Origin of the sequence: Planktothrix pseudagardhii, from assembly GCF_904830925.1 — a bacterium.
GTDB classification, from domain to species: Bacteria; Cyanobacteriota; Cyanobacteriia; order Cyanobacteriales; family Microcoleaceae; genus Planktothrix; species Planktothrix tepida.
This window is the reverse complement of the sequence record NZ_LR882967.1, coordinates 2,002,949-2,025,090: the sequence shown is the minus strand read 5'-3', so window position 1 is coordinate 2,025,090 and position 22,142 is coordinate 2,002,949. Positions and strand designations below refer to the sequence as shown.

The window sequence follows — 22,142 nt, the reverse complement described above, 5'->3', positions numbered from 1 at the left end:
TTAAAGTGTGTGTTGTAATGGGTGAATTACAATCCTATAGAAGCGTTAAATCTTCTATTTCCTCGCAGACTTGATGGGATAATAACTGACTAACCGTTTGCATGATTTGAAAAGCTTGGGGATCGGGTGGATCACCTTGCCAAAATTTTTGCCAGTGTTCTAAAGTTTCCCATCGAGCGATCGCAATAAATTCCGATGAATGTTGGGTAGAACGCAGTAATAAACTACCTTTTGAACCTAAAACCTGATGTCGAATGGTTTCAGTGGCTTGTGTCCAAGCTTGAATAAATTCTGTTTTCTTTTCAGGTTGAACTTTCCAACGATAAATCACTCGAATCATCAGATTAATCACTCATCGAAACTAACGCCAATCTCAGAGCAAAACGATTTCCGTTATGTCAATTTAAGACACCGGAACTTGTCCGTTTTCTTCCGATTTCAATAAAGTCGTATATTCCTCTGGGAAATAGCGTAAGGTACTCAAAACCGGGTTCGGTGCGGTTTGTCCGAGTCCGCATAAACTGGTGGCTTTCACCATTTCCGACAACTGTTTCATTTTCTCAATATCTGCGGAAGTCGCTTGTTGATTGAGAATTTTTGTTAACATTTGATACAGTTGCACCGTTCCTGTCCGACAGGGAACGCATTTTCCGCAGGTTTCCCCTCGACAGAATTCCATATAAAATTGGGCGACTTGAACCATGCTGGTGTCTTCATCCATCACCACCATGCCTCCTGATCCCATCATAGATCCTAATTGGGCCAATGATTCGTAATCAACCGGAGTATCTAAATAATCGACGGGAATACAGCCACCCGATGGCCCCCCGGTTTGCACGGCTTTGACTTTTCCGCCCCCCGCAATTCCGCCCCCCATCTCCTCGACAATTTCCCGTAGGCTAATGCCCATCGGGACTTCAATGAGTCCGGTATTGCGAATTTTTCCGGTAAGGGAGAAAATTTTCGTCCCTTTGCTCTTTTCTGTACCAATACTAGCAAACCAATCGGCGCCTTTTTTGAGAATTGGGGCAATATTGGCAAAGGTTTCGACGTTATTAATTAAGGTGGGACAACCCCATAACCCAGAAACGGCGGGATAGGGGGGACGGGGGCGAGGTGTGCCACGTCCGCCATCAATGGAAGCAATCAGGGCTGTTTCTTCCCCACAAACAAAGGCTCCCGCCCCGACCCGGATATCAATGCGGAAATCAATGGCTGATCCAAAGATTTGACTGCCTAAAAAGCCTTGGCGTTTGGCTTGTTGGATGGCTTTTTGCAGACGGCTAATGGCCAGGGGATATTCAGCCCGCACATAAATATACCCTTGGGTCGCCCCCACCGCATAACCTGCGATCGCCATCCCTTCTAAGATCCGATGGGGATCACTTTCTAGCACACTCCGATCCATAAACGCGCCGGGATCGCCTTCATCTGCGTTACAGATGACGTATTTCTGACCCGGAGGCATTTTCGCAACGGTGGCCCATTTTAACCCGGTCGGATATCCCGCACCGCCTCTTCCCCGTAAACCCGATTTAGTAATTTCGGCGACGACATCCGCCGGACTCATTTCATAAAGGGCGTGATATAACGCTTGATAGCCGCCAACGGCAACATATTCGCCAATTTTTTCCGGGTCAATTTTACCGCTATTTTCCCGAACGATTAACAGTTGACGACTGAAAAACGGATGATGGCGATCGCCTTGGACAGGTTTGGCTTCTCCCCCATTAATGGCTTCAATAATAGAGGGTGCTTCTTCCGGGGTGACTTTTTCATATTGCAGTCCGACGGGTTCGACTTCCACCATTGGCCCCCGTCCACAGAAGCCCATACAACCGACACCGACCACTTGTACCTGATCTTCAAGTCCAGCCGTTTTAACAGCCTGTTCCATCTCGGTTTTGACCCCCAAGGAGTTAGCCGCCACACAACCCGTTGAGGTACAACAGTGAACCCGGATCGGCTTTTGAGCTTTTTGTTCCTTCTCGGCTAGTTCTAATAATTCGCTATATTCCATAATTTTTGTGTTCCTCTGCTCTGTATTGTGGAACAGGCATCTTACCTGTTAAAAACCTCTCTACTCCCATTCCGCAATGCGATCGCAAGCCACCTCTGGGGAAATTTGGGGAGCAACTTTACCATCAAAAACAACAGCCGGAGCAATGCCACAAGCCCCAATACAACGGGCGGTCATAATGGAAATTTGATTATCGGGAGTAGTTTCCCCCGCTTTAATTCCCGTTTTCGCTTCCAAGGCGGCTAAGACATCCCCGCTACCTTTGACGTAACAAGCGGTTCCCAAACACACAACACAGGTATGGGCCCCATTGGGTTTGAGGGAGAATAAATGATAGAATGTGGCCACCCCGTAGACATAACTCAGGGGCAGTTTTAAATTGCGCGCCACATAGATTAAAACTTCTTCTTCTAAATAGCCAAAGGATTCTTGCGCTTTATGCAGCACTTCAATTAAAGCGTCCTGACGATATTGATTCCGTTTCATCGTCATATCGAGGACTTTAAATCGTTTATCGCCTCCTTTGGCAGTTTCAGCCTTGGGCTTATCGGTTTTTGCAGCAGTTACCGTAGAAGATTGCATAGTTCAGTTCTCTACTCATGATGTGGATTGTTGCTGATTTTTAATGCCAGATCCGTTGCAAAAAGTTCTGTTCAGTTCAGCAAAATGATCACCAATTCAATAACGTTTGTGGACTTAGGGATTGTAGACTTTGTTAAGAGTTGGTTATACAACCCTTATGTTGTTTATCTCGACGATTCTTGGTTTGACTCCAACTTCTATTCTAAATTGTAAGTCTACTTCCTACTTCTGGAAAAAAGTCTTAAAATAAAAAAAAGAATTAATCAGTGTGAGTTAATAATGGAACCATGAGATGGGGTTCACACCAAACAGAAGGAAAATCAGCCCCCCAGAACAGGTGTTGATTTCCTCATAAGCTCTCCTCTGTCCTTCAAGAAATGTAACAATAATATAGGTAAAGCAATGTGTTTAGCGATTCCCGGTCAATTGCTCAGTATTTCTGGCAATGATCCCTTAGAAAAAATTGGGAAAGTTAGCTTTGGCGGACTGGTCAAAGAAGTCAACCTAGCTTATGTTCCAGAGGTTAAAGTCGGTGATTATGTCATTGTTCATGTGGGTTTTGCGCTGAGTATTGTCGATGAACAAGCCGCACAACAAACCTTAACAGATTTACAACAAATGGTGACAATCAGTTAAAATACGTTAAGAGACGATTTCAATTTTCCCTGTTGTGTTAGAGAATAACATCAGGGAACACCGGGTTCCTCACAAAAAAACGAGGGAGATAGACTTTAAACGTTCTTAAAACCTTCTTAATCTGGGATTGGATATGATGAAATTAGGGTATCACCATGACGGTTAAAACCCATCAACATCCAGAAACCATTCAAAGCATTTCACGGCTTTCTAAAGTTTCAGGTCGGATTCATTCTATAGAGACTTGTGGCACCGTTGATGGCCCAGGAATCCGATTTATTATTTTTACTCAAGGCTGTTGTCTCCAGTGTCTTTATTGCCATAACCCTGACACTCGAAACCGAGAAGATGGCATAGAAATTACTGTTGATGAACTAATTGCTGAAATTCAAAAATATCGCTCTTATATGCGATTTTCGGGAGGGGGTGTTACGATTAGCGGGGGTGAACCCTTAGTACAACCCGACTTTGTGCAAGCAATTTTCCAACGCTGCCAAGAAATCGGAATTCACACCGCCTTGGATACTTCAGGTTTCGTTAACTTAACCGTTGCTAAACCTGTACTCGAATTTGTAGATTTGGTTTTATTGGATATTAAATCCTTTGATCCGTTAACCTATCGTCAAGTAACGGGTACTTCTATTGAACCCACCTTGAGATTTGCTCACTATTTGAACGAGATTAAAAAACCCACTTGGATTCGGTTCGTTTTAGTTCCTAATCTGACCGATGATCCCGACAATATTGAAGGATTAGCTAAGTTTATTTCTCAATTGAAAAATGTGGAAAAAGTAGAATTATCACCTTTCCACAAACTCGGAGAATATAAGTGGGAAAAACTGGGATACACTTATCGCCTCCAAGATAGGCCCGTGCCAACTTCTGAGCAGATTAATCAAGTTAAAGACTGTTTTAAGCGTTATGGAATTTCAGTTCAATAAAGTTGCTAAGATTAAAGAAAACAGGAAATAAGCAACATTTGAACTAAAGAGAAAAGCTTTCAGGTTGAGTCATCCGTCTCTCTTATCACTTCTAACATTTATCCGCTACTGCTATTTACGTCAAAGCTTAAAGTTTAAAATCGAATTAGGTTAGTCTGAATTATGATTGCTACAAATGAACGTCGAATCTTAAATCAATCCCCTAGTAATTTATGTGAACAATGGCAAGGATTTATTGAAGGGAAATGGACAAAAGAAGTTAATGTCAGAAATTTTATTCAAAAAAATTATACCCCTTATGTTGGGGATGAATCCTTTTTAGTTCCTGCCACTGAACGAACTCAAACCCTGTGGAATTTAGTTCGAGATTTGATGCGGGTAGAACGGGAAAAAGGTATTTTAGATGTGGATACAAAAATTCCCTCTAATATTGTTTCTCACAACCCAGGTTATATTGATCAAAGCTTAGAACAAATTGTCGGTTTACAAACCGATCAGCCCTTAAAACGTGCAATTATGCCCTTTGGTGGAATTCGGGTTGTCAAAGCTTCTTTGCATTCCTATGGTTATGAACTTGATCCCGAAACCGAAGAAATTTTTACGAAATATCGCAAAACTCATAATGATGGAGTTTTTGATGCCTATACTCATCAAATGAAAAAAGCGCGACATTCTGGTATTATTACCGGATTACCCGATGCCTATGGACGGGGACGAATTATTGGCGATTATCGTCGCATTGCGTTGTATGGAATTGATCGATTAATTACTGATAAAAAAGCACAACTTGAATCCTTAGAATTGGATGAAATTGTCGAAACCACCATTCAACTACGGGAAGAAATTTCAGAACAAATTAAAGCCTTAAAAGAACTCAAAATCATGGCGGCGAGTTATGGATTTGATCTGAGTCTTCCGGCTGCCAATGCCAAAGAAGCGGTACAGTGGACGTATTTCGGTTATTTAGCGGCCGTTAAAGAACAAAATGGTGCTGCGATGTCCTTGGGACGGGTTTCAACTTTCCTAGATATCTACTTTAATCGGGATTTAAAACAAGGTATTTTAACGGAATCTGAAGTTCAAGAAATTATCGATCATTTTGTGATTAAATTGCGGATGGTACGATTTTTACGAGCCCCAGAATATAATCAATTATTCTCAGGTGATCCCACTTGGGTAACAGAATGTATCGGAGGAATGGCAGAAGACGGACGCTCATTAGTCAGTAAAACCAGTTTCCGGTTCCTGCATACATTATCAACATTAGGCCCTGCACCGGAACCTAATTTAACGGTTTTATGGTCAGAAAACTTACCTGAAAATTTCAAGAAATTCTGCGCTAAAGTTTCGATTGATAGCAGTTCCATTCAATATGAAAATGATGATCTCATGCGTCCTATTTATGGGGATGATTATGGAATTGCTTGTTGTGTTAGTGCCATGCGGATTGGCAAACAAATGCAGTTTTTTGGAGCACGCGCTAACTTAGCTAAAGCTTTACTTTATGCGATTAATGGCGGAAAAGATGAAAAAACTGGGGAACAAATTGCCCCCCTATTTGCTCCGATTACTTCTGAATATTTAGATTATGATGAAGTCGTCACCAAATTTGATCAAATGATGGAATGGTTGGCGAAATTATACGTCAATACCCTGAATGTGATTCACTATATGCACGATAAATACTGTTATGAACGCATTGAAATGGCGTTACATGATCGGGATGTTTATCGAACCTTAGCTTGTGGGATCGCAGGGTTATCCGTTGTAGCTGATTCTTTATCCGCGATTAAATATGCTCAAGTCAAAATATTGCGGGGAGAAAATGGGTTAGCTCTGGATTATGAAATTCAAGGAGATTATCCTAAATATGGCAATAATGATCAACGAGTCGATGAAATTGCCGTGAATTTAGTTCGGACTTTTATGAATAAAGTTCGCAATCAAAAAACCTATCGCCATGCCGTACCCACCCAATCTATTTTAACAATTACTTCCAATGTGGTGTATGGCAAAATGACCGGAAATACCCCCGATGGACGTAAAGCAGGTGAACCTTTTGCACCTGGAGCAAACCCCCTTCATGGACGGGATAGTAACGGTGCGATCGCCTCCTTTGCTTCTGTGGCAAAACTGCCTTATGAACACGCTCAAGATGGGATTTCTTACACCTTTTCTATTATTCCGAAAGCCTTGGGTAAAACCCTAGAGGATCAAGTTAATAACCTCACGGGAATGTTGGATGGATTTTTCTATGATGGCGGACATCATATTAATGTTAATGTCTTGGATAAAGAGATGCTCATTGATGCCATGAATCATCCTGAAAACTATCCTCAACTTACCATTCGGGTTTCTGGATATGCGGTGAATTTCATTAAATTAACTCGTGAACAACAGTTAGACGTGATTAAACGCACATTCCATGATCGGTTTTAGTGGAATAATTCTAGGGTTAAATCCCTAGAAACTCCCTTCACAATATTAACTACCGTAGAGACGCGCCATGGCGCGTCTCTACAGGGGTTTTAGGGGATAATCTACAGATAGTTGATCGGATCGTTAATCACTTTTTCCTGTTCCCTGTTCCCTGTTCCCTGCTATTACAAATCGTGACGATGAGTTAAAAAACGTTAAGTTGTGGTTCCCTTTCTGCCGTTTTTATTAGATGATCTAAAATAGGAATCTAGGGGGTAGACCTCAACAATCCTTAATCTAAATTTAAGGAAAAATTAATCTCGACGGATATTTGACTCTGGAAAATTCCAAATTAAACAATAGCTGGGGTAACAAAAGAAAGCTGAAGTAATTCTTAAGGGGATTTCTGTCCGTTTAATTACAGAATTAGAATCATTACCAACCCAAACTAAACAACAAAACAGTCAATTTTGGCGCATGAATTGTCACAATAATTCTGTAGGTAAACGAGCGAACACATCAAAGTTTTATTGCTAGAGGAATTTTAGGAATGAATACAAAAAATTATGCAACCCTAGATGGTAACGAAGCCGTTGCCCGTGTTGCCTATCGTTTAAGTGAAGTGATCGCCATTTATCCGATCACGCCTTCCTCACCAATGGGAGAATGGGCTGATACTTGGGCTTCTGTGGGTGATAAAAACCTGTGGGGAACGGTTCCAGCCGTTGTGGAAATGCAAAGCGAAGGGGGAGCAGCCGGAGCCATTCATGGAGCCTTACAAGCAGGTTCCCTCACCACCACCTTCACGGCATCCCAAGGGTTAATGTTAATGCTCCCCAACCTCTACAAAATTGCGGGAGAGTTAACCTGTGCCGTGATCCAAGTCGCTGCTCGCTCCTTAGCCGCCCAAGGGTTATCGATTTTTGGCGATCACAGTGACGTCATGGCCGCCAGAGCCACAGGGTTTGCTTTGTTGTGTTCGGCTTCGGTGCAAGAAGCCCAGGATATGGCGTTAATTGCCCAAGCCGCCACTTTAGAAGCACGGGTTCCGTTTATTCACTTTTTTGACGGATTTCGCACCTCTCATGAAGTTCAAAAAATTGATTTGTTAGATGAGAGTGTGATGCGAGACATGATCGATGATCAATACGTTTATGAACATCGTAACCGGGCGTTAACGCCTGACCGTCCCGTACTGCGAGGCACAGCCCAAAACCCGGATGTTTATTTCCAAGCCAGAGAAACCGTTAACCCGTTTTATGCCAAAACCCCGGAAATTGTACAACGGGCAATGGATAAATTCGGACAACTGACAGGACGGAATTATAAACTATTTGAATATCACGGCGCACCCGATGCCGAAAAAGTGATTATTCTCATGGGTTCCGGTTGCGAAACCGTTCATGAAACCGTCGATTATTTGAACGCTCAAGGAGAAAAATTAGGAGTCTTAAAAGTTCGGTTATACCGTCCTTGGCAGGGAGAACAATTAGTTGCAGAACTGCCAGAAACCGTCAAAGCGATCGCGGTTTTAGATCGAACCAAAGAACCCGGTTCTAGTGGGGAACCTCTCTATTTAGATGTGGTTACGGCCGTTCAAGAAGTGATGTTAGGAGATAACGAGGATCTCAAAGCTAAAATTAAAAACCTTAAAACTTTAGTCGGCGGTCGTTACGGCTTATCCTCTAAAGAATTTAACCCGGCAATGGTTAAAGGCATTTTTGATAATTTAGCTCAAACTAAACCCAAAAATCACTTTACCATCGGCATTCATGATGATGTTAGCCAAACGTCATTAGAATACGATCCTAACTTCTCCACCGAACCGGATAACGTCGTCCGGGCAATGTTCTATGGTTTGGGCGCCGATGGAACCGTTGGTGCGAATAAAAACTCGATTAAAATTATTGGGGAAGAAACCAATAATTACGCCCAAGGGTATTTTGTTTATGACTCTAAAAAATCCGGTGCTGTTACCGTTTCTCACCTGCGGTTTGGGCCACAACCGATCCGGTCAATTTATTTAATTAGCCAAGCCAATTTTATCGGATGCCATCAATGGACATTTATCGAAAAATTAGACGTTCTCAAATGTGCAATGGACGGCACAACGTTCTTATTAAATAGTCCCTATGGCCCCGATGAAGTTTGGGAAAATTTGCCCATAGAAATTCAAGAAACCATCATCCGAAAAAATATCAAGCTTTATGTAATTAATGCCAACCAAGTCGCCCGTGATACGGGGATGGGCAACCGCATTAATACCATTATGCAGGTGTGTTTCTTTGCCTTAGCGAAGGTTTTACCACGGGATGAAGCGATCTATCAAATTAAAAAAGCGATCGAAAAAACCTACGGTAAAAAAGGTGCAGAAATTGTCCGCTTAAACTTAAAAGCTGTTGACGATACCCTAGAACATCTTTATGAAGTAGAGACGCGCCATGGCACGTCTCTACTGCGGCGGGCTTTACCCGTTCCTGAAGCGGCTCCCGCCTTTGTTAAAGAAGTTGAAGGCATGATGATCGCCGGACGAGGAGATGAACTACCCGTTAGTAAACTGCCTTGCGATGGTACTTATCCCACCGGAACCTCCAAATGGGAAAAACGCAATATTGCTCAAGATATCCCCGTTTGGGACGCCGATGTCTGTGTGCAGTGTGGCAAATGTATTATGGTTTGTCCCCATGCTGTTATTCGGGGTAAAGCTTATGATGCAGCAGCCTTAGAAAACGCTCCCGCCAGCTTTAAATTTACCGACGTTAAAGATAAAGCCTTTGGCGGTGAAAAATTCACCATCCAAGTCGCTCCCGAAGATTGTACCGGATGTGGCGTGTGTGTGGATGTTTGTCCGGCTAAAAATAAATCCATGCCGTCGAAAAAAGCCATTAACATGGCCCCTCAGTTACCCTTACGCGAACAAGAAGCGGAAAATTGGGATTTCTTCCTCAGTATTCCCAACCCGGATCGGTTAAAATTACGGCCAGATATGATCCGTCAACAACAATGGCAAGAACCGTTATTTGAGTTTTCGGGTGCTTGTGGCGGTTGTGGTGAAACCCCCTATGTTAAATTAGTAACTCAGTTATTTGGCGATCGCATGATGGTCGCTAACGCCACCGGATGTTCCTCCATTTATGGCGGTAACTTACCGACAACGCCTTGGACACAAAACGCCGATGGACGGGGCCCCGCTTGGGCCAATAGTTTATTTGAAGATAACGCCGAATTTGGCTTAGGGTTCCGTATGTCCATCGACAAACACACTGGGTTTGCCTTGGAACTGTTGCAAAAACTCGGTGGTGAAGTTGGGGATAATTTAGTGAGCCAAATTCTCAATAACCCACAAAAATCAGAAGCGGATATTTGGGAACAACGGCAACTCGTCGCTGAACTTAAACAAAAATTACAGGGAAATCATTCTCCCGATGCCCAACAATTATTGAGTTTAGCGGATTATTTAGTTAAAAAATCCGTTTGGATTATTGGGGGCGATGGTTGGGCCTATGATATTGGTTACGGTGGCTTAGATCATGTCATCGCCAGTGGCCGCAACGTCAATATTTTAGTGTTGGATACGGAAGTTTATTCCAATACGGGGGGACAGTCCTCGAAAGCCACTCCACGCGGGGCCGTTGCCAAGTTTGCGGCTGGGGGTAAACCGTCACCCAAGAAAGACTTAGGCTTAATTGCCATGACCTACGGTAACGTTTATGTAGCGAGTGTGGCGATGGGTGCACGGGATGAACATACCCTCAAAGCCTTCTTAGAAGCGGAAGCCTATGACGGGCCATCGATTATTATTGCCTATTCTCACTGTATTGCTCACGGGATTAATATGGCAACGGCCATGACCCACCAAAAAGAATTGGTGGAAAGTGGTCGTTGGTTGCTGTATCGCTATAACCCCGAACTCAAAGAACAAGGCAAAAACCCGTTAATTTTAGATTCTAAATCACCCAAGAAAACCGTTGAACCTTCCATGTATGCGGAGAACCGTTTCAAAATGCTCACCAAGAGCAAACCAGCAGACGCCAAACGGTTATTACAAGAAGCTCAACAGGACGTTAATAGCCGTTGGAAATTGTATGAATACATGGCCGCTCGTTCTGTAGAAACTAAGGAGCATAACGGTCATTCTAACGGTCATTCAGAGGCAAAATCTACCCCACCTTCTGAAACCAAACCCCCTGAAACCACACCTGTATAAACAAGGAACCGGGTTTCTAACTAACTGTTAGTTATCCTTACAATCTAGGAAAAGAAACCCGGTTTCTAATTAACTGATCCCATCTGCAAACCGAGGACGAAAAAACAATGGATTTATCAACAACATATCTCGGCTTAAATTTACGGACTCCCATCGTTCCTTCTGCGGCGGCTCCCCTTTCAGAAGATATTGATAATGTGAAACGTTTAGAAGATGCTGGGGCGGCGGCGGTGGTTTTACATTCCTTATTTGAGGAACAATTACTCCGAGAAAAATTTGAACTGCATCATCATTTAGAATACGGAACTAATAGCTTTGCAGAAGCCTTAAGTTATTTCCCTGAACCGGATGAATATCACGTTGGGCCAGAACTGTATTTAGAACATATTCGCCAAGCGAAAGAATGCACGAATATTCCGATTATTGCCAGTTTAAACGGCTTTTCTTCTGGGGGTTGGGTGGAATATGCTCAATTGATGCAACAAGCTGGGGCTGATGCAATTGAATTAAACGTTTATTATGTTCCTACAGACTTTGATTTAACCGGAGAACAAGTCGAACAAAACTATCTGAATACCCTCCGAGAAGTTAAAGCAGAAGTGACCATTCCCGTTGCGTTAAAAGTGAGCCCGTATTTTAGCAATATGGCGAATATGGCGAAACAATTCTGTGATGCTGGGGCGGATGGTTTAGTGTTATTTAATCGATTCCTACAACCGGATATTAACGCAGAGGAATTAATTGTTGAACCGGGTTCTGTTTTAAGCAATCCCCATGATATGCGTTTACCCATGCGTTGGATAGCGATTTTATATGGTCGAATTAACGCTGATTTAGCTTGTACCAGTGGCGTTCAACGGGGTCATGATGCCATTAAAATGTTAATGGCTGGGGCAAAAGTGACTCAAGTTTGTTCTGCATTACTTCGACATGGTTTTAATTATATTAAAGTCATGGAAGATGAAATGAAACACTGGATGGAAGAACACGAATATGAGTCCGTGAAACAAATGCAGGGTTCTATGTCTCAACTCCATTGTGAGGATGAATCTGCCTATGAACGAGCTCAATACATGAAGACAATTACCTCTTATAAACTCGGTCATAGTTTAGTTTAACTATTCCTTGTTCCCTGGTTCTACCGGGGAACTTCTGATAGAGGCTCTGCCTCTATTCTATTTTTAATTTACCGTAGGCAGAGCCTACATTTATGATTCCTGGGTAGAACCCAGGAACTAGGGGTTAACTGGGTCATAGTTTAGTTTAACTATTCCTTGTTCCCTGGTTCTACCGGGGAACTTCTGATGGCGGCTCTGCCTCTATTCTATTTTAATTACCGTAGGCAGAGCCTACATTTATGATTCCTGGGTAGAACCCAGGAACTAGGGTTATAGTATAGTTATAATTCAGCCATTTATTATAAAAATATTATGAAATTTGTTGATGAATATCGAGATGCTAAATTAGCCCAGGATTATGCAAAAGCGATCGCAGCTATTACCACAAAACCTTGGACAATTATGGAAATTTGTGGGGGACAAACCCACTCTATTGTTAAATATGGCATTGATGAATTATTACCCTCAGAAATTACCTTAATTCATGGCCCAGGCTGTCCCGTTTGTGTTACCGATATTAATATTATTGATCAAGCCATTGCTCTCGCTTCTTTACCTAATATTATTCTCTGTTCCTTTGGCGATATGTTACGGGTTCCAGGGAGTGAAAAAGACCTCTTAAGCGTTAAAGCAACTGGGGCAGATGTTAGAATAGTTTATAACCCCTTAGACTGTTTAAAAATTGCCCAACAAAACCCGACAAAAGAAGTAATTTTCTTCGCCGTTGGTTTTGAAACCACCGCTCCAACAACGGCAATGGCAGTTTATCAAGCGGCTCAACAAAACATTAATAATTTCTCCCTGTTAGTTTCCCATGTGCTTGTTCCTCCAGCGATGGAAGCTATTTTATCTAGTCCTAATTGTCAAGTTCAAGGCTTCTTAGCGGCGGGTCATGTTTGCACCATTATGGGATATACAGAATATGAACCGATTGTTGAAAAATATCAAATTCCTATTGTGGTTACAGGGTTTGAACCTGTTGATATTTTACAAGGGATTTATTTCTGTATTCAACAGTTAGAAACAGGAAAATATCAATTAGAAAATCAATATAATCGTTCCGTGCGTCGAGAAGGAAATGAAACCGCTCAAAAGATTATTCAAGAAGTGTTTGAAATTGTTCCCCGTCAATGGCGAGGTTTGGGAGAAATTTCTCAAAGTGGGTTAGGAATTAAACAGAAATATATTGATTTTGATGCTCAAAAACGGTTTAATTCTCAACGGTTAATTCCCGTTTCTTCTCCCTGTGCTGACTGTATTAGTGGAGAAATTCTTCAAGGAATTAAAAAACCCCATCAATGTTCTGCTTTTGGAACCCGTTGTACTCCTGAACATCCGTTAGGCGCGCCGATGGTTTCTTCTGAAGGTGCTTGTGCGGCTTATTATCGCTATCGTCAACAAACTCCCCACAATAAAATTCCGATTTCTTTATAAATTGGGTTGTTGTAAGCGATCGCAGATTCTGATATGAAATCCTTAAATTAATACTAGAGGGAAAAGGGAACAGAGGGGACAATAAAATAGGAAATAGGAGATAGTAAAAAGTGATGAGTTACCCCATTTATTATTGATAGCAAATACTTAAGGATTTCATATTATATAATTTTGGTAGCTAGGCTATTACACTCGGTCAAAATCTCTTCTCTTTAGTAAGCCGTCCAACCTCCATCCGTCGCATAAGTACAACCCGTTAAATTAGAAGCATCTGGAGACAAAAGAAACAGAATAATAGCTCCTTGTTCCCAAACCGTAGCCGAACGATGTTTAGAATCAACAGCAGACAAAATGCTCTGGAGTTTGAGTCCACCCATTGAGCTACCCTCTCCAGATTTTTTGCTGGCTTGCACAAATTCACCCGCTCTCGCTACCATTGGTGTATCTGTGGCTGCCATATTAACTGAGTTGATGCGAATCCCGTAAGGCGCATAATCTAGGGCTGCATTTCGCGTTAAGCCTGTAACTCCGTGTTTACTAGCAACGTAGGCGGGATTTCCAGCTAATCCGGTTAAGCCTGCAATCGAACCAATATTAACAATAGCTCCCCCTTGACCCTGTGCAACCATCTGTCGCAGTTCTGAGCGCATCGACTTAAATACACCCGTTGTATTCGTTGCTACCACAGCATCCCAATATTCATCAGTAGCCAGATGAATTGAATTAGGTAACAAATTGCGTTGACCTTCAAAATTCAGAGGTTGAGCCGGATCGCCTCCATCCATGACTCCCGCCGCATTCAGCACCAAATCGACACCGCCAAAGACCTTCACCGCTTCTGTTACCATACGATCGCATAATGCCGTTTCTACCACATTCCCGACAATTGCGATCGCATTATGTCCTTCCCCTTTAATGTTGCTAATGGTCTGATTGAGTTCTTTTTCCTTGCGGTCAACTCCCACCACATTAGCACCCTCACGAGCGGCTCTAATCGCCGTAGCCGATCCAATTCCCGTCGCCGCACCTGTAATTAAAATCGTTTTTCCTTGAAATCGATTGGGAATAAAATAGTCAGGATTAGTGGGCTGAATATCCATTCTTTTTACCTCACTTTTGATTGAATTGCTTGCAGAAGAAACATCGGTATTTTGAGCAGATTCAGCTTCCCCTATCAAGCTTGAAAGCATCAGTGTTGTCACAAAAGAGCCAGTACCTAACACAAGAAACTGACGACGTGACAACATATATTGTATGACTTCCTGTACCCCAGGATTCTCAGGATTGAGAGGTTGAAAATTTGGCTCCACTGGATTTCCCTAATGTCTGCGTCGTCAATATAGTACCAGGACTGACGCACTGGAACTAAATAGGGTGAAATGGTGGGTTATGTTTTATAGCTTCTTGATGCTCCACCGGAATAGAATGGTTCCAAATTGTAAGATCAAGGCAATTAAAGTAGGAGTTGTGAAGTTATGTGTGGAATTGTAGGTTATATTGGAACTCAAGTCGCCAGTGACATTTTAATCGCAGGATTAGAAAAACTGGAGTATCGGGGTTATGATTCTGCGGGTTTAGCGACGATTTGGGAAGGAAATATTCATTCTGTCCGCGCCAAAGGGAAACTCTATAACCTACGGGAAAAATTAGCTCAGGTTGAAATGCCTTCTAGTATTGGGATTGGTCATACACGTTGGGCGACCCATGGCAAACCGGAAGAACGAAACGCCCATCCTCACATGGATCATAAAGGACGAGTGGCGGTTGTTCAAAATGGAATTGTCGAAAATTATCGAGAATTACGAGAAGAATTAAAAGCGAAAGGTTATGAGTTTAAATCGGATACGGATACAGAAGTAATTCCTCATTTAATCGCGGATATTTTGGAAAATAAAACTTCGGAAAAAACAACGTTTTTAGAGGCTGTTATTAAAGCCGTTAATCGTTTAGAAGGAGCCTTTGCTATTGCTGTTTTATGTGCAGATTATCCTAATGAATTAATTGTTGCCCGTCAACAAGCTCCCTTATCTATTGGTTTAGGTCAAGGGGAATTTTTCTGTGCATCCGATACTCCAGCTTTAGTTCCTTATACCCAAGCAGTTTTAAGTTTAGAAAATGGTGAAATTGCTCGTTTAACCCATTTGGGTGTGGAAATTTATACCTTTGCTGGAGAACGTTTGCATAAAGTTCCTCGGATTCTCAATTGGAGTCCTACTTTAGTTGAAAAGCACGTTTTCAAACATTTCATGCTTAAAGAAATCCATGAACAACCGGGAGTTGTTCGGGATTGTTTACAAGCTTATTTAGATGCTGAATGTGAACTAGAATCGGAAAAAATATCTGAAAAATCGGCTGAAAAATCTTCTGAGAAAAAAACACCCTCACCCATTCATTTAAGTATTCCTTCTAGCTGGTATCAAGATTTAGAACAAATTGAAATTTTAGCCTGTGGAACCAGTTGGCACGCCAGTTTAGTTGGCAAATATTTACTAGAACAATTAGCAGGTATTCCCACCATTGTACAATATGCTTCGGAAGCGCGTTATGCACCCACTCCCCTCAGACCAAATACAATCACCATTGGGGTTACACAGTCAGGAGAAACAGCTGATACCCTAGCTTCTCTAGCGATGGAACAGCATCGGCGAGTTAATGCGCGCCCTGAATACGCAGCAAAACTATTAGGAATTACAAACCGTCCCGAAAGTTCTTTAGCTCAATTAGTTCCCCATATTATTGATACCAGAGCCGGAATAGAAATTGGGGTAGCAGCGACAAAAACTTTTATGGCTCAATTAATTGCCTTTTATTTATTAGCCTTAGATATAGCTTGGCATCGTCAAAAGTTACCGCAATCTCGGTTGTTAGAAATTCTCAAAGATCTGCGACAAATTCCGGCTCAAATGGAACAGTTACTACAGGATCAAGAAAAACATATTGAGGAGTTAGCCCATGATTTTAATGAAACCCATGATTTTATCTTTTTAGGGCGAGGAATTAATTTTCCGATCGCTTTAGAAGGGGCGTTAAAATTGAAGGAAATTAGTTATATTCATGCTGAAGGATATCCGGCTGGAGAAATGAAACATGGCCCCATTGCTTTATTAGATGAAAAAGTGCCTGTTGTGGCGATCGCAATGCCCGGAAGTGTCTATGAAAAAGTGATTTCTAATGCTCAAGAAGCCAAGGCGCGAGATGCTCGTTTAATTGGGGTGATGCCGAAGGAAGAACCGGAAGCCAAGGAAACCTTTAATGATGTTTTAGGGGTTCCTTGTGTTGATGAAATTTTATCTCCCATTTTAACCGTAATTCCCCTGCAATTATTAGCTTATCATATTGCAGCACGGCGAGGATTAGATGTAGATCAACCTCGGAATTTAGCGAAATCTGTTACGGTGGAATAATTCGGTTAGATTTTGTACAAATGTTGTCAAACAACAATAAAGTTGTACACTTTACGATAAAATAGACACAAATCCTCGTGTAGGGGCGAGGCGTGCCCATTGGCGTCAACTTAAGGAGCGATCGCCCCAAACCTGCTGTGTAAGAGCATCGATTTCTCGATGTCGTTTTCGAGTGGATTTGACCAAGCCAAATAACTTCTGATGTGAGGTTAAATAGCTAATAACATCAGAAGTTTCTCCCCGTAAACTAGCTCGAGAAAAATGATATAAAGCGCGAAATACCATTTCTGTAGAAATTCGTTCTTTCGGTTGACCTAAAGCCATAGCGACATCAGTACACAACTGATTTAAGACGGCATAAAATATCCAGGTTGATAAAATTTGAATTTGGATTCCGTTGCTATCTCCCACCCAGAGATAGGCTAATCCTAATAATCTCTTCGTTAATAAAAAGGCTTGTTCAATTTGCCAGCGATTTCGGTACAACTCACAAACTTGTTGAGCCGATAATTCCTCTGGATCTAAGACATTGGTTAAATAGCGATACCAAGTTTTTCCCCATAAGACTGAGACTAATCGTACAGGCTGATGACATCGGTTAGAACGGTACAATCCCATCTGGATAATTTCATCTTGATAGTATAACCCTTGGCTTAATGTTTTTTTGACTTGATAGGCTGTTTTTTCTCTTAATCGGGTTACAAAAAATTTTTTTTGTTCTGTAAATTCATCAAACCACCCAAACTTAAAAAAACCTAAGTCAAAAATCATTAATCCCCCTTGGGGAAGTTGTTCTAACAGTTGGTCAGTAAAGATTTTATCGTTAGCTTTTGATTCTTCTGTATACCACATTTTCACCGGTCTATATGTCCAGGCTTCTACAATCACCATCATCTTTCCCCCTAACACTGTGTTACCCTTTCTCAGCACTTTTAACTTTTTAAATATTTCTTCCAGTGTCGAACCATCTGCTATCCAAATTCCTGTAAACTTTTCTGAGATCCCTTGCCATTTTTCCGGCACTCCCTTCAGATTTTCTTCGCTTTTTAATTTCTCTATCACCTGTTCAAAGATTTCTACAAATAAACTCGCTGGTAGCGTTCTTAATCTTTTTGATAACGCTTCCACACTCACTTGCATCGGTTCTATCCACAGCATTCCTTCTTCCGTTAGGATTCTTAACAGTTCTCGCAATCCAGCTATTCTTCTATAGACTAAGCCAATAACTACTGCCATCATCACTGGTAAATTTAATACTCGCGAACGCAGTTTTTTTTCCTGAATTCCTCGGCTTTCCTTTAACGGTTTAAAATTTTCGGGTGTTAGTAGTCTATACAGTTCTTTTTCTAGCACTTCTAATGGTGGCCCTGCCATTTGACTTTGATGCCTTAAATCCGCATTTCTCAAAATTCTCCCTGTTGTTTTACTCATCTGATTTCTTTCCCCCTTCCACTAACACTGACCTTGGCGATCGCCCCTTTAAACTAACACCTACAGTTGCCACGTTGCCAGGGCGACTACTCATCGCCCTCTTCAACTCCCATTAGTCGTTGCGATCGCCTTTCCTTAAGTTGACACCAATGGGCGTGCCTCGCCCCTACGATCAATTAGATTTTAAGACATTTATACAACTGATTTAGACTTGCTATATATCAACAATTATTTCAATCAATCATTGATTGATTTAACCTTGCTATATCTTTGATGACATAACTGAACTGACCCCTAGCCCTAGGTCAAATCTAAAGATGAATCAAATAGATCCTTTATTTCCATCAACAGTTGATCTAACGAACTGTGACACAGAACCAATTCACATTCCGGGATTGATTCAGGCTCATGGTATTCTTTTTGTTCTACAAGAACCTCAGCTAAAAATTTTACAAGTTAGCAACAATACTTTTAACCTTCTTGGAATTCATCCTCAAAAACTTTTAAGAAAAAAATTAGATAAAATTCTTGAATCACGCTTCATTGAACAAATTCATCAAAAACGAGATGAAGGCTTGGGAACTATAAATCCACTCAAATTATCAATTAAAATTCAAAAAAAACAACGGTTTTTTGATGGAATTCTTCATCGTTCAGATGGTGTTTTAATTCTTGAATTAGAACCTGTAACCTCAAAACAATTTAGTCATTTTTTTAGCCTTTATCATTTAGTTCAAGCACCCCTAGCCCAAATTCAAAAAACATTTACTTTAAATGAACTCTGCCAAACAATTGTTAAGGAAATCCGAAAACTAACTGGGTTTGACCGAGTGATGGTCTACCAATTTGATGCGGAAGATGCAGGTACAATTATTGCCGAAGATAAATTAGAGGAATTGAATCCTTACTTGGGTTTACACTATCCGGCTTCAGACATTCCCCGACAAGCAAGGCATTTGTATGGGTTAAATTTACTGCGGTTAATTCCTGATGTCAATTACCAAGCTGTTGAACTTTTTCCGGTTAATAATCCCCTCACAAATCACCCCCTCGATCTCAGCTTTAGTGTGTTAAGAAGCGTTTCTCCAATCCATATTGAGTATCTCAAAAATATGGGGGTTGGAGCTTCAATGTCTATTTCCTTAATGCGGAACCAAAAACTCTGGGGGTTAATCGCTTGTCATCATCAATCACCCAAGTCTGTTTCTTATGAAATCCGTGCTGCTTGCGAGCTTTTAGGGAAAGTGATGGCTTTAGAACTCAATTCTAAAGAAGAGAATGAAACTTTAGATTATCGGATTAAATTAAACTCAATTCTGGCAAAATTTATCGAAGCAATTTCTGAAGAAGAGAATTTTGTCACGGGTTTGTTAAAAGAAAGAAATCATTTAGTAGAATTAGTTGGTGCTCAAGGAGTAGCGATTTGTGCGAATGAAAATTTAACTTTGATTGGGCAAACTCCTGAAATCGCTGATATTCAAGGGTTAATTAATGAGTTAATAACTCCCCTGAATCAAGATATTGTTTATACGGATTCTTTGTCTAAACTGTATCCAACGGCTGAGAAATTTAAAGATATTGGCAGTGGATTGCTGGCACTTTCTTTATCTCACATCCACAAGCAGTATGTGTTGTGGTTTCGCCCAGAATTAATTCAAACGGTAAATTGGGCTGGAAATCCAAATAAACCTGTTGAAATTAAGCAGAATGGAGATGTGCAACTAACCCCTCGCAAATCCTTTGATTTGTGGCAAGAAACGGTTCGATTAAAGTCTTTACCTTGGCAACCCTGTGAAATTGAAATTGCTTTAAAACTCAGAAGTGCAATTATTGGAATTGTCTTGCGGAAAGCGGATGAAATCGCCAAAATTAATCAACAATTAACCCTGGCTTTGTCTGCGGCTCAAATGGGCATTTGGGATTGGGATTTACTGACTAATCAGATTACTTGGTCAAGGGGTCATGAACAGTTATTTGGGTTAGAACCTGGAACATTTAATGGCACTTATGAAGCGTTTGAAGCCTGCATTTATTCAGAAGATCGAGCCACAATTGCTTTAGCCGTAGAAGAAGCACGCCGGGAAAAACAGAAGGATTATGAGCATCAATTCCGAGTCGTTTGGCCGGATGGAAGTCTCCACTGGATTGAGGCGAAGGGTAAATTTTTCTATAACACTGAGGGTGAAACTCTGCGGATGTTGGGAACGGTGGTGGAGATTAGCGATCGCAAAGCCAGAGAAACCCAACTGCATCTTCTTGAGTCCGTTATTCTCTCAACAAATGATTCAGTTGTGATTACTGAGGCCGAACCCATTAACGACCCTGGCCCCCGGATTATTTATGTCAATCCTGCCTTTACTCACATGACGGGCTATACCCCAGAGGAAGTTTTGGGCAAAACGCCACGACTCTTGCAAGGGGAAAACACAGACCGAACCGCTTTAGAACAAATTCGCACGGCTTTACAAAACTGGCAACCTGTCAGAGTTGACCTGATTAACTATCGCAAAGACGGTTCGCCGTATTGGGTTGAAATTAGTATTGTACCCGTTGCAGATAACACGGGCGGGTATACCAATTGGATAGCAGTGCAACGAGATATTACAGCACGCAAGCAAGCTGAAGCTACTTTACAGCAACTCAATCAAGAGTTAGAAATGCGAGTGCAACAAGTGTTGGGGGCTGACCGAGTAGTGGTTTATCGTATTTGGCCTGACTATACCGGAACAGTGATTGCGGAGGCTATCGCACCCCAATGGCCAAAAATTGCCAATATCACCTTACCCGAAGAGGCATTCCCCGAACACTGCCGTGAGATTTACGCTCAGGGGAAAGTGTTTACCCTGACTGACCGCCTTTGCAACGAAGCGTTACTGCCTTGTATGGTGGAATTTCTCGAACAGATTCAAGTCAGAGCCGAACTGGTCGTTCCCATTCTCCAAAATAATCATATTTGGGGATTGTTAATTACTCATCAATGTTCAGGGCCAAGAGAATGGCAACCTGGGGAAATCGAATTAATTCAGCAGTTGGCGAATCAAATGGCGATCGCCATTCAGCAATCGGAACTCTACCAACAACTTCAGAACGAACTCAAGGAACGTCAGCAAGTAGCGATCGCATTGCAGCAGAGTGAAGCGGAATTCCGGTCTTTAAGTGAGAATTCTCCGGTCGGGATCTTCCGCATCGATGCCCAAGGGCAGTGGATTTATACCAATCCCCGTTGTCAAGAGATTTGTGGCTACACCTTTGATCAGGCCTTGGGAGACGGTTGGTTAGCATTTGTTCACCCCGAAGACCAAGAATGGCTCATGGAGCAATGGTCACAAACCCTATCCGAACAAGGGGAATTTTTGGCTGAGGTTCGCTATGTTCATAAAGATGGCATTATTCATTTTGCCCAAATGAGAACCTCTCCCTTGTATCAGACAAGTTGCCAATTTATGGGTTATGTGGGAACCGTCGAGGATATCACTGAACGTCGAATCATTGAACAAATGAAAAGCGAGTTTATCTCCATTGTCAGCCATGAACTGCGAACACCTCTATCCTCAATTCGGGGTTCTCTGGGGTTACTGGCTGCGGGAGTCTTCAACAACCAGCCAGATGCGACTCAACAAATGTTAGATATCGCCGTTCACGATTTTTGGAAGATTTCAACAGGTGGATGCTTCAGATTCTCGGCAAAAGGGAGGAACTGGTTTAGGTTTAGCAATTTGTAAAAGTATTGTACAACAACATGGAGGCACAATTTGGGTGGAAAGTATTGTTGGGGCAGGCAGTAATTTTTATTTTACCTTGCCCATACCCCTCGATTAATTGATTTATTTAATAACTTTTTATGGATTTAAAAATTATATCGAGTTTACAGAAGACTTAGGGGGTAAAAAATATAGCAATCCCAAATAGATTGTAATAATTTACAACTGACATAAAACAGCCAGAAATATT

At 41.7% G+C, this 22,142-nt stretch carries 12 protein-coding genes and 2 pseudogenes; 9 read left to right on the top strand and 5 right to left on the bottom strand.

The window, feature by feature from the left end:
- Nucleotides 1-34: 34 nt before the first annotated feature.
- The 3 genes from NMK36_RS08600 to hoxE all read right to left on the bottom strand — a co-directional run bounded on the left by NMK36_RS08600 (nt 35) and on the right by hoxE (nt 2,602).
- Nucleotides 35-340, bottom strand: coding sequence for an antibiotic biosynthesis monooxygenase family protein (locus NMK36_RS08600; RefSeq protein ID WP_072720993.1), 306 nt, complete (start codon nt 338-340; stop codon nt 35-37).
- Nucleotides 341-403: 63 nt separating this feature from the next.
- Nucleotides 404-2,020 (bottom strand): NuoF family protein, encoded by a 1,617-nt coding sequence (locus tag NMK36_RS08595; RefSeq protein ID WP_254173544.1) that lies wholly within the window; start codon nt 2,018-2,020, stop codon nt 404-406.
- Nucleotides 2,021-2,080: 60 nt separating this feature from the next.
- The gene (gene hoxE, locus NMK36_RS08590) at nt 2,081-2,602 is read right to left on the bottom strand and encodes a bidirectional hydrogenase complex protein HoxE (protein ID WP_072720990.1); all 522 of its coding nucleotides are present in this window, start codon (nt 2,600-2,602) and stop codon (nt 2,081-2,083) included.
- Between the two features lie 402 nt (nt 2,603-3,004).
- On the opposite strand from hoxE, the gene NMK36_RS08585 reads away from it, so the two are divergent.
- The 6 genes from NMK36_RS08585 to hypD all read left to right on the top strand — a co-directional run bounded on the left by NMK36_RS08585 (nt 3,005) and on the right by hypD (nt 13,356).
- The gene (locus NMK36_RS08585) at nt 3,005-3,238 is read left to right on the top strand and encodes a HypC/HybG/HupF family hydrogenase formation chaperone (RefSeq protein ID WP_072720989.1); all 234 of its coding nucleotides are present in this window, start codon (nt 3,005-3,007) and stop codon (nt 3,236-3,238) included.
- A 155-nt stretch (nt 3,239-3,393) separates the two neighbouring features.
- Nucleotides 3,394-4,179, top strand: coding sequence for a pyruvate formate-lyase-activating protein (gene pflA, locus NMK36_RS08580; protein WP_072720987.1), 786 nt, complete (start codon nt 3,394-3,396; stop codon nt 4,177-4,179).
- Between the two features lie 162 nt (nt 4,180-4,341).
- Nucleotides 4,342-6,618 carry a formate C-acetyltransferase gene (pflB, locus tag NMK36_RS08575; RefSeq protein WP_254173543.1) on the top strand — a complete coding sequence of 759 codons (2,277 nt, stop codon included), beginning with the start codon at nt 4,342-4,344 and terminating at the stop codon, nt 6,616-6,618.
- A 529-nt stretch (nt 6,619-7,147) separates the two neighbouring features.
- Nucleotides 7,148-10,804, top strand: a complete 3,657-nt coding sequence (gene nifJ / locus NMK36_RS08570; protein ID WP_254173542.1) for a pyruvate:ferredoxin (flavodoxin) oxidoreductase — start codon at nt 7,148-7,150, stop codon at nt 10,802-10,804.
- Between the two features lie 107 nt (nt 10,805-10,911).
- Nucleotides 10,912-11,922: a dihydroorotate dehydrogenase-like protein gene (locus NMK36_RS08565; RefSeq protein ID WP_254173541.1), complete on the top strand. Its 1,011-nt coding sequence runs from the start codon at nt 10,912-10,914 to the stop codon at nt 11,920-11,922.
- Nucleotides 11,923-12,234: 312 nt separating this feature from the next.
- On the top strand, nt 12,235-13,356 hold the full coding sequence (hypD, locus tag NMK36_RS08560; RefSeq protein ID WP_254173540.1) for a hydrogenase formation protein HypD: 1,122 nt from the start codon (nt 12,235-12,237) through the stop codon (nt 13,354-13,356).
- Between the two features lie 212 nt (nt 13,357-13,568).
- Here hypD and NMK36_RS08555 read toward each other — a convergent pair whose 3' ends face one another.
- The gene (locus tag NMK36_RS08555; RefSeq protein ID WP_254173539.1) at nt 13,569-14,666 is read right to left on the bottom strand and encodes an SDR family NAD(P)-dependent oxidoreductase; all 1,098 of its coding nucleotides are present in this window, start codon (nt 14,664-14,666) and stop codon (nt 13,569-13,571) included.
- A gap of 165 nt (nt 14,667-14,831) precedes the next feature.
- Between NMK36_RS08555 and glmS the strand changes: the two genes are divergently transcribed.
- Nucleotides 14,832-16,760: a glutamine--fructose-6-phosphate transaminase (isomerizing) gene (gene glmS / locus NMK36_RS08550; RefSeq protein ID WP_254173538.1), complete on the top strand. Its 1,929-nt coding sequence runs from the start codon at nt 14,832-14,834 to the stop codon at nt 16,758-16,760.
- Between the two features lie 105 nt (nt 16,761-16,865).
- Here glmS and NMK36_RS08545 read toward each other — a convergent pair whose 3' ends face one another.
- Nucleotides 16,866-18,191, bottom strand: coding sequence for an IS4 family transposase (locus NMK36_RS08545; protein ID WP_254173354.1), 1,326 nt, complete (start codon nt 18,189-18,191; stop codon nt 16,866-16,868).
- 317 nt (nt 18,192-18,508) lie between these two features.
- Here NMK36_RS08545 and NMK36_RS08540 point away from each other — a divergent pair.
- Nucleotides 18,509-21,187 (top strand): annotated as a pseudogene (locus NMK36_RS08540) (PAS domain S-box protein); the annotation flags it as partial.
- A 57-nt stretch (nt 21,188-21,244) separates the two neighbouring features.
- Nucleotides 21,245-22,010 (top strand): annotated as a pseudogene (locus NMK36_RS29090) (PAS domain-containing sensor histidine kinase); the annotation flags it as partial.
- Nucleotides 22,011-22,142: the final 132 nt, after the last annotated feature.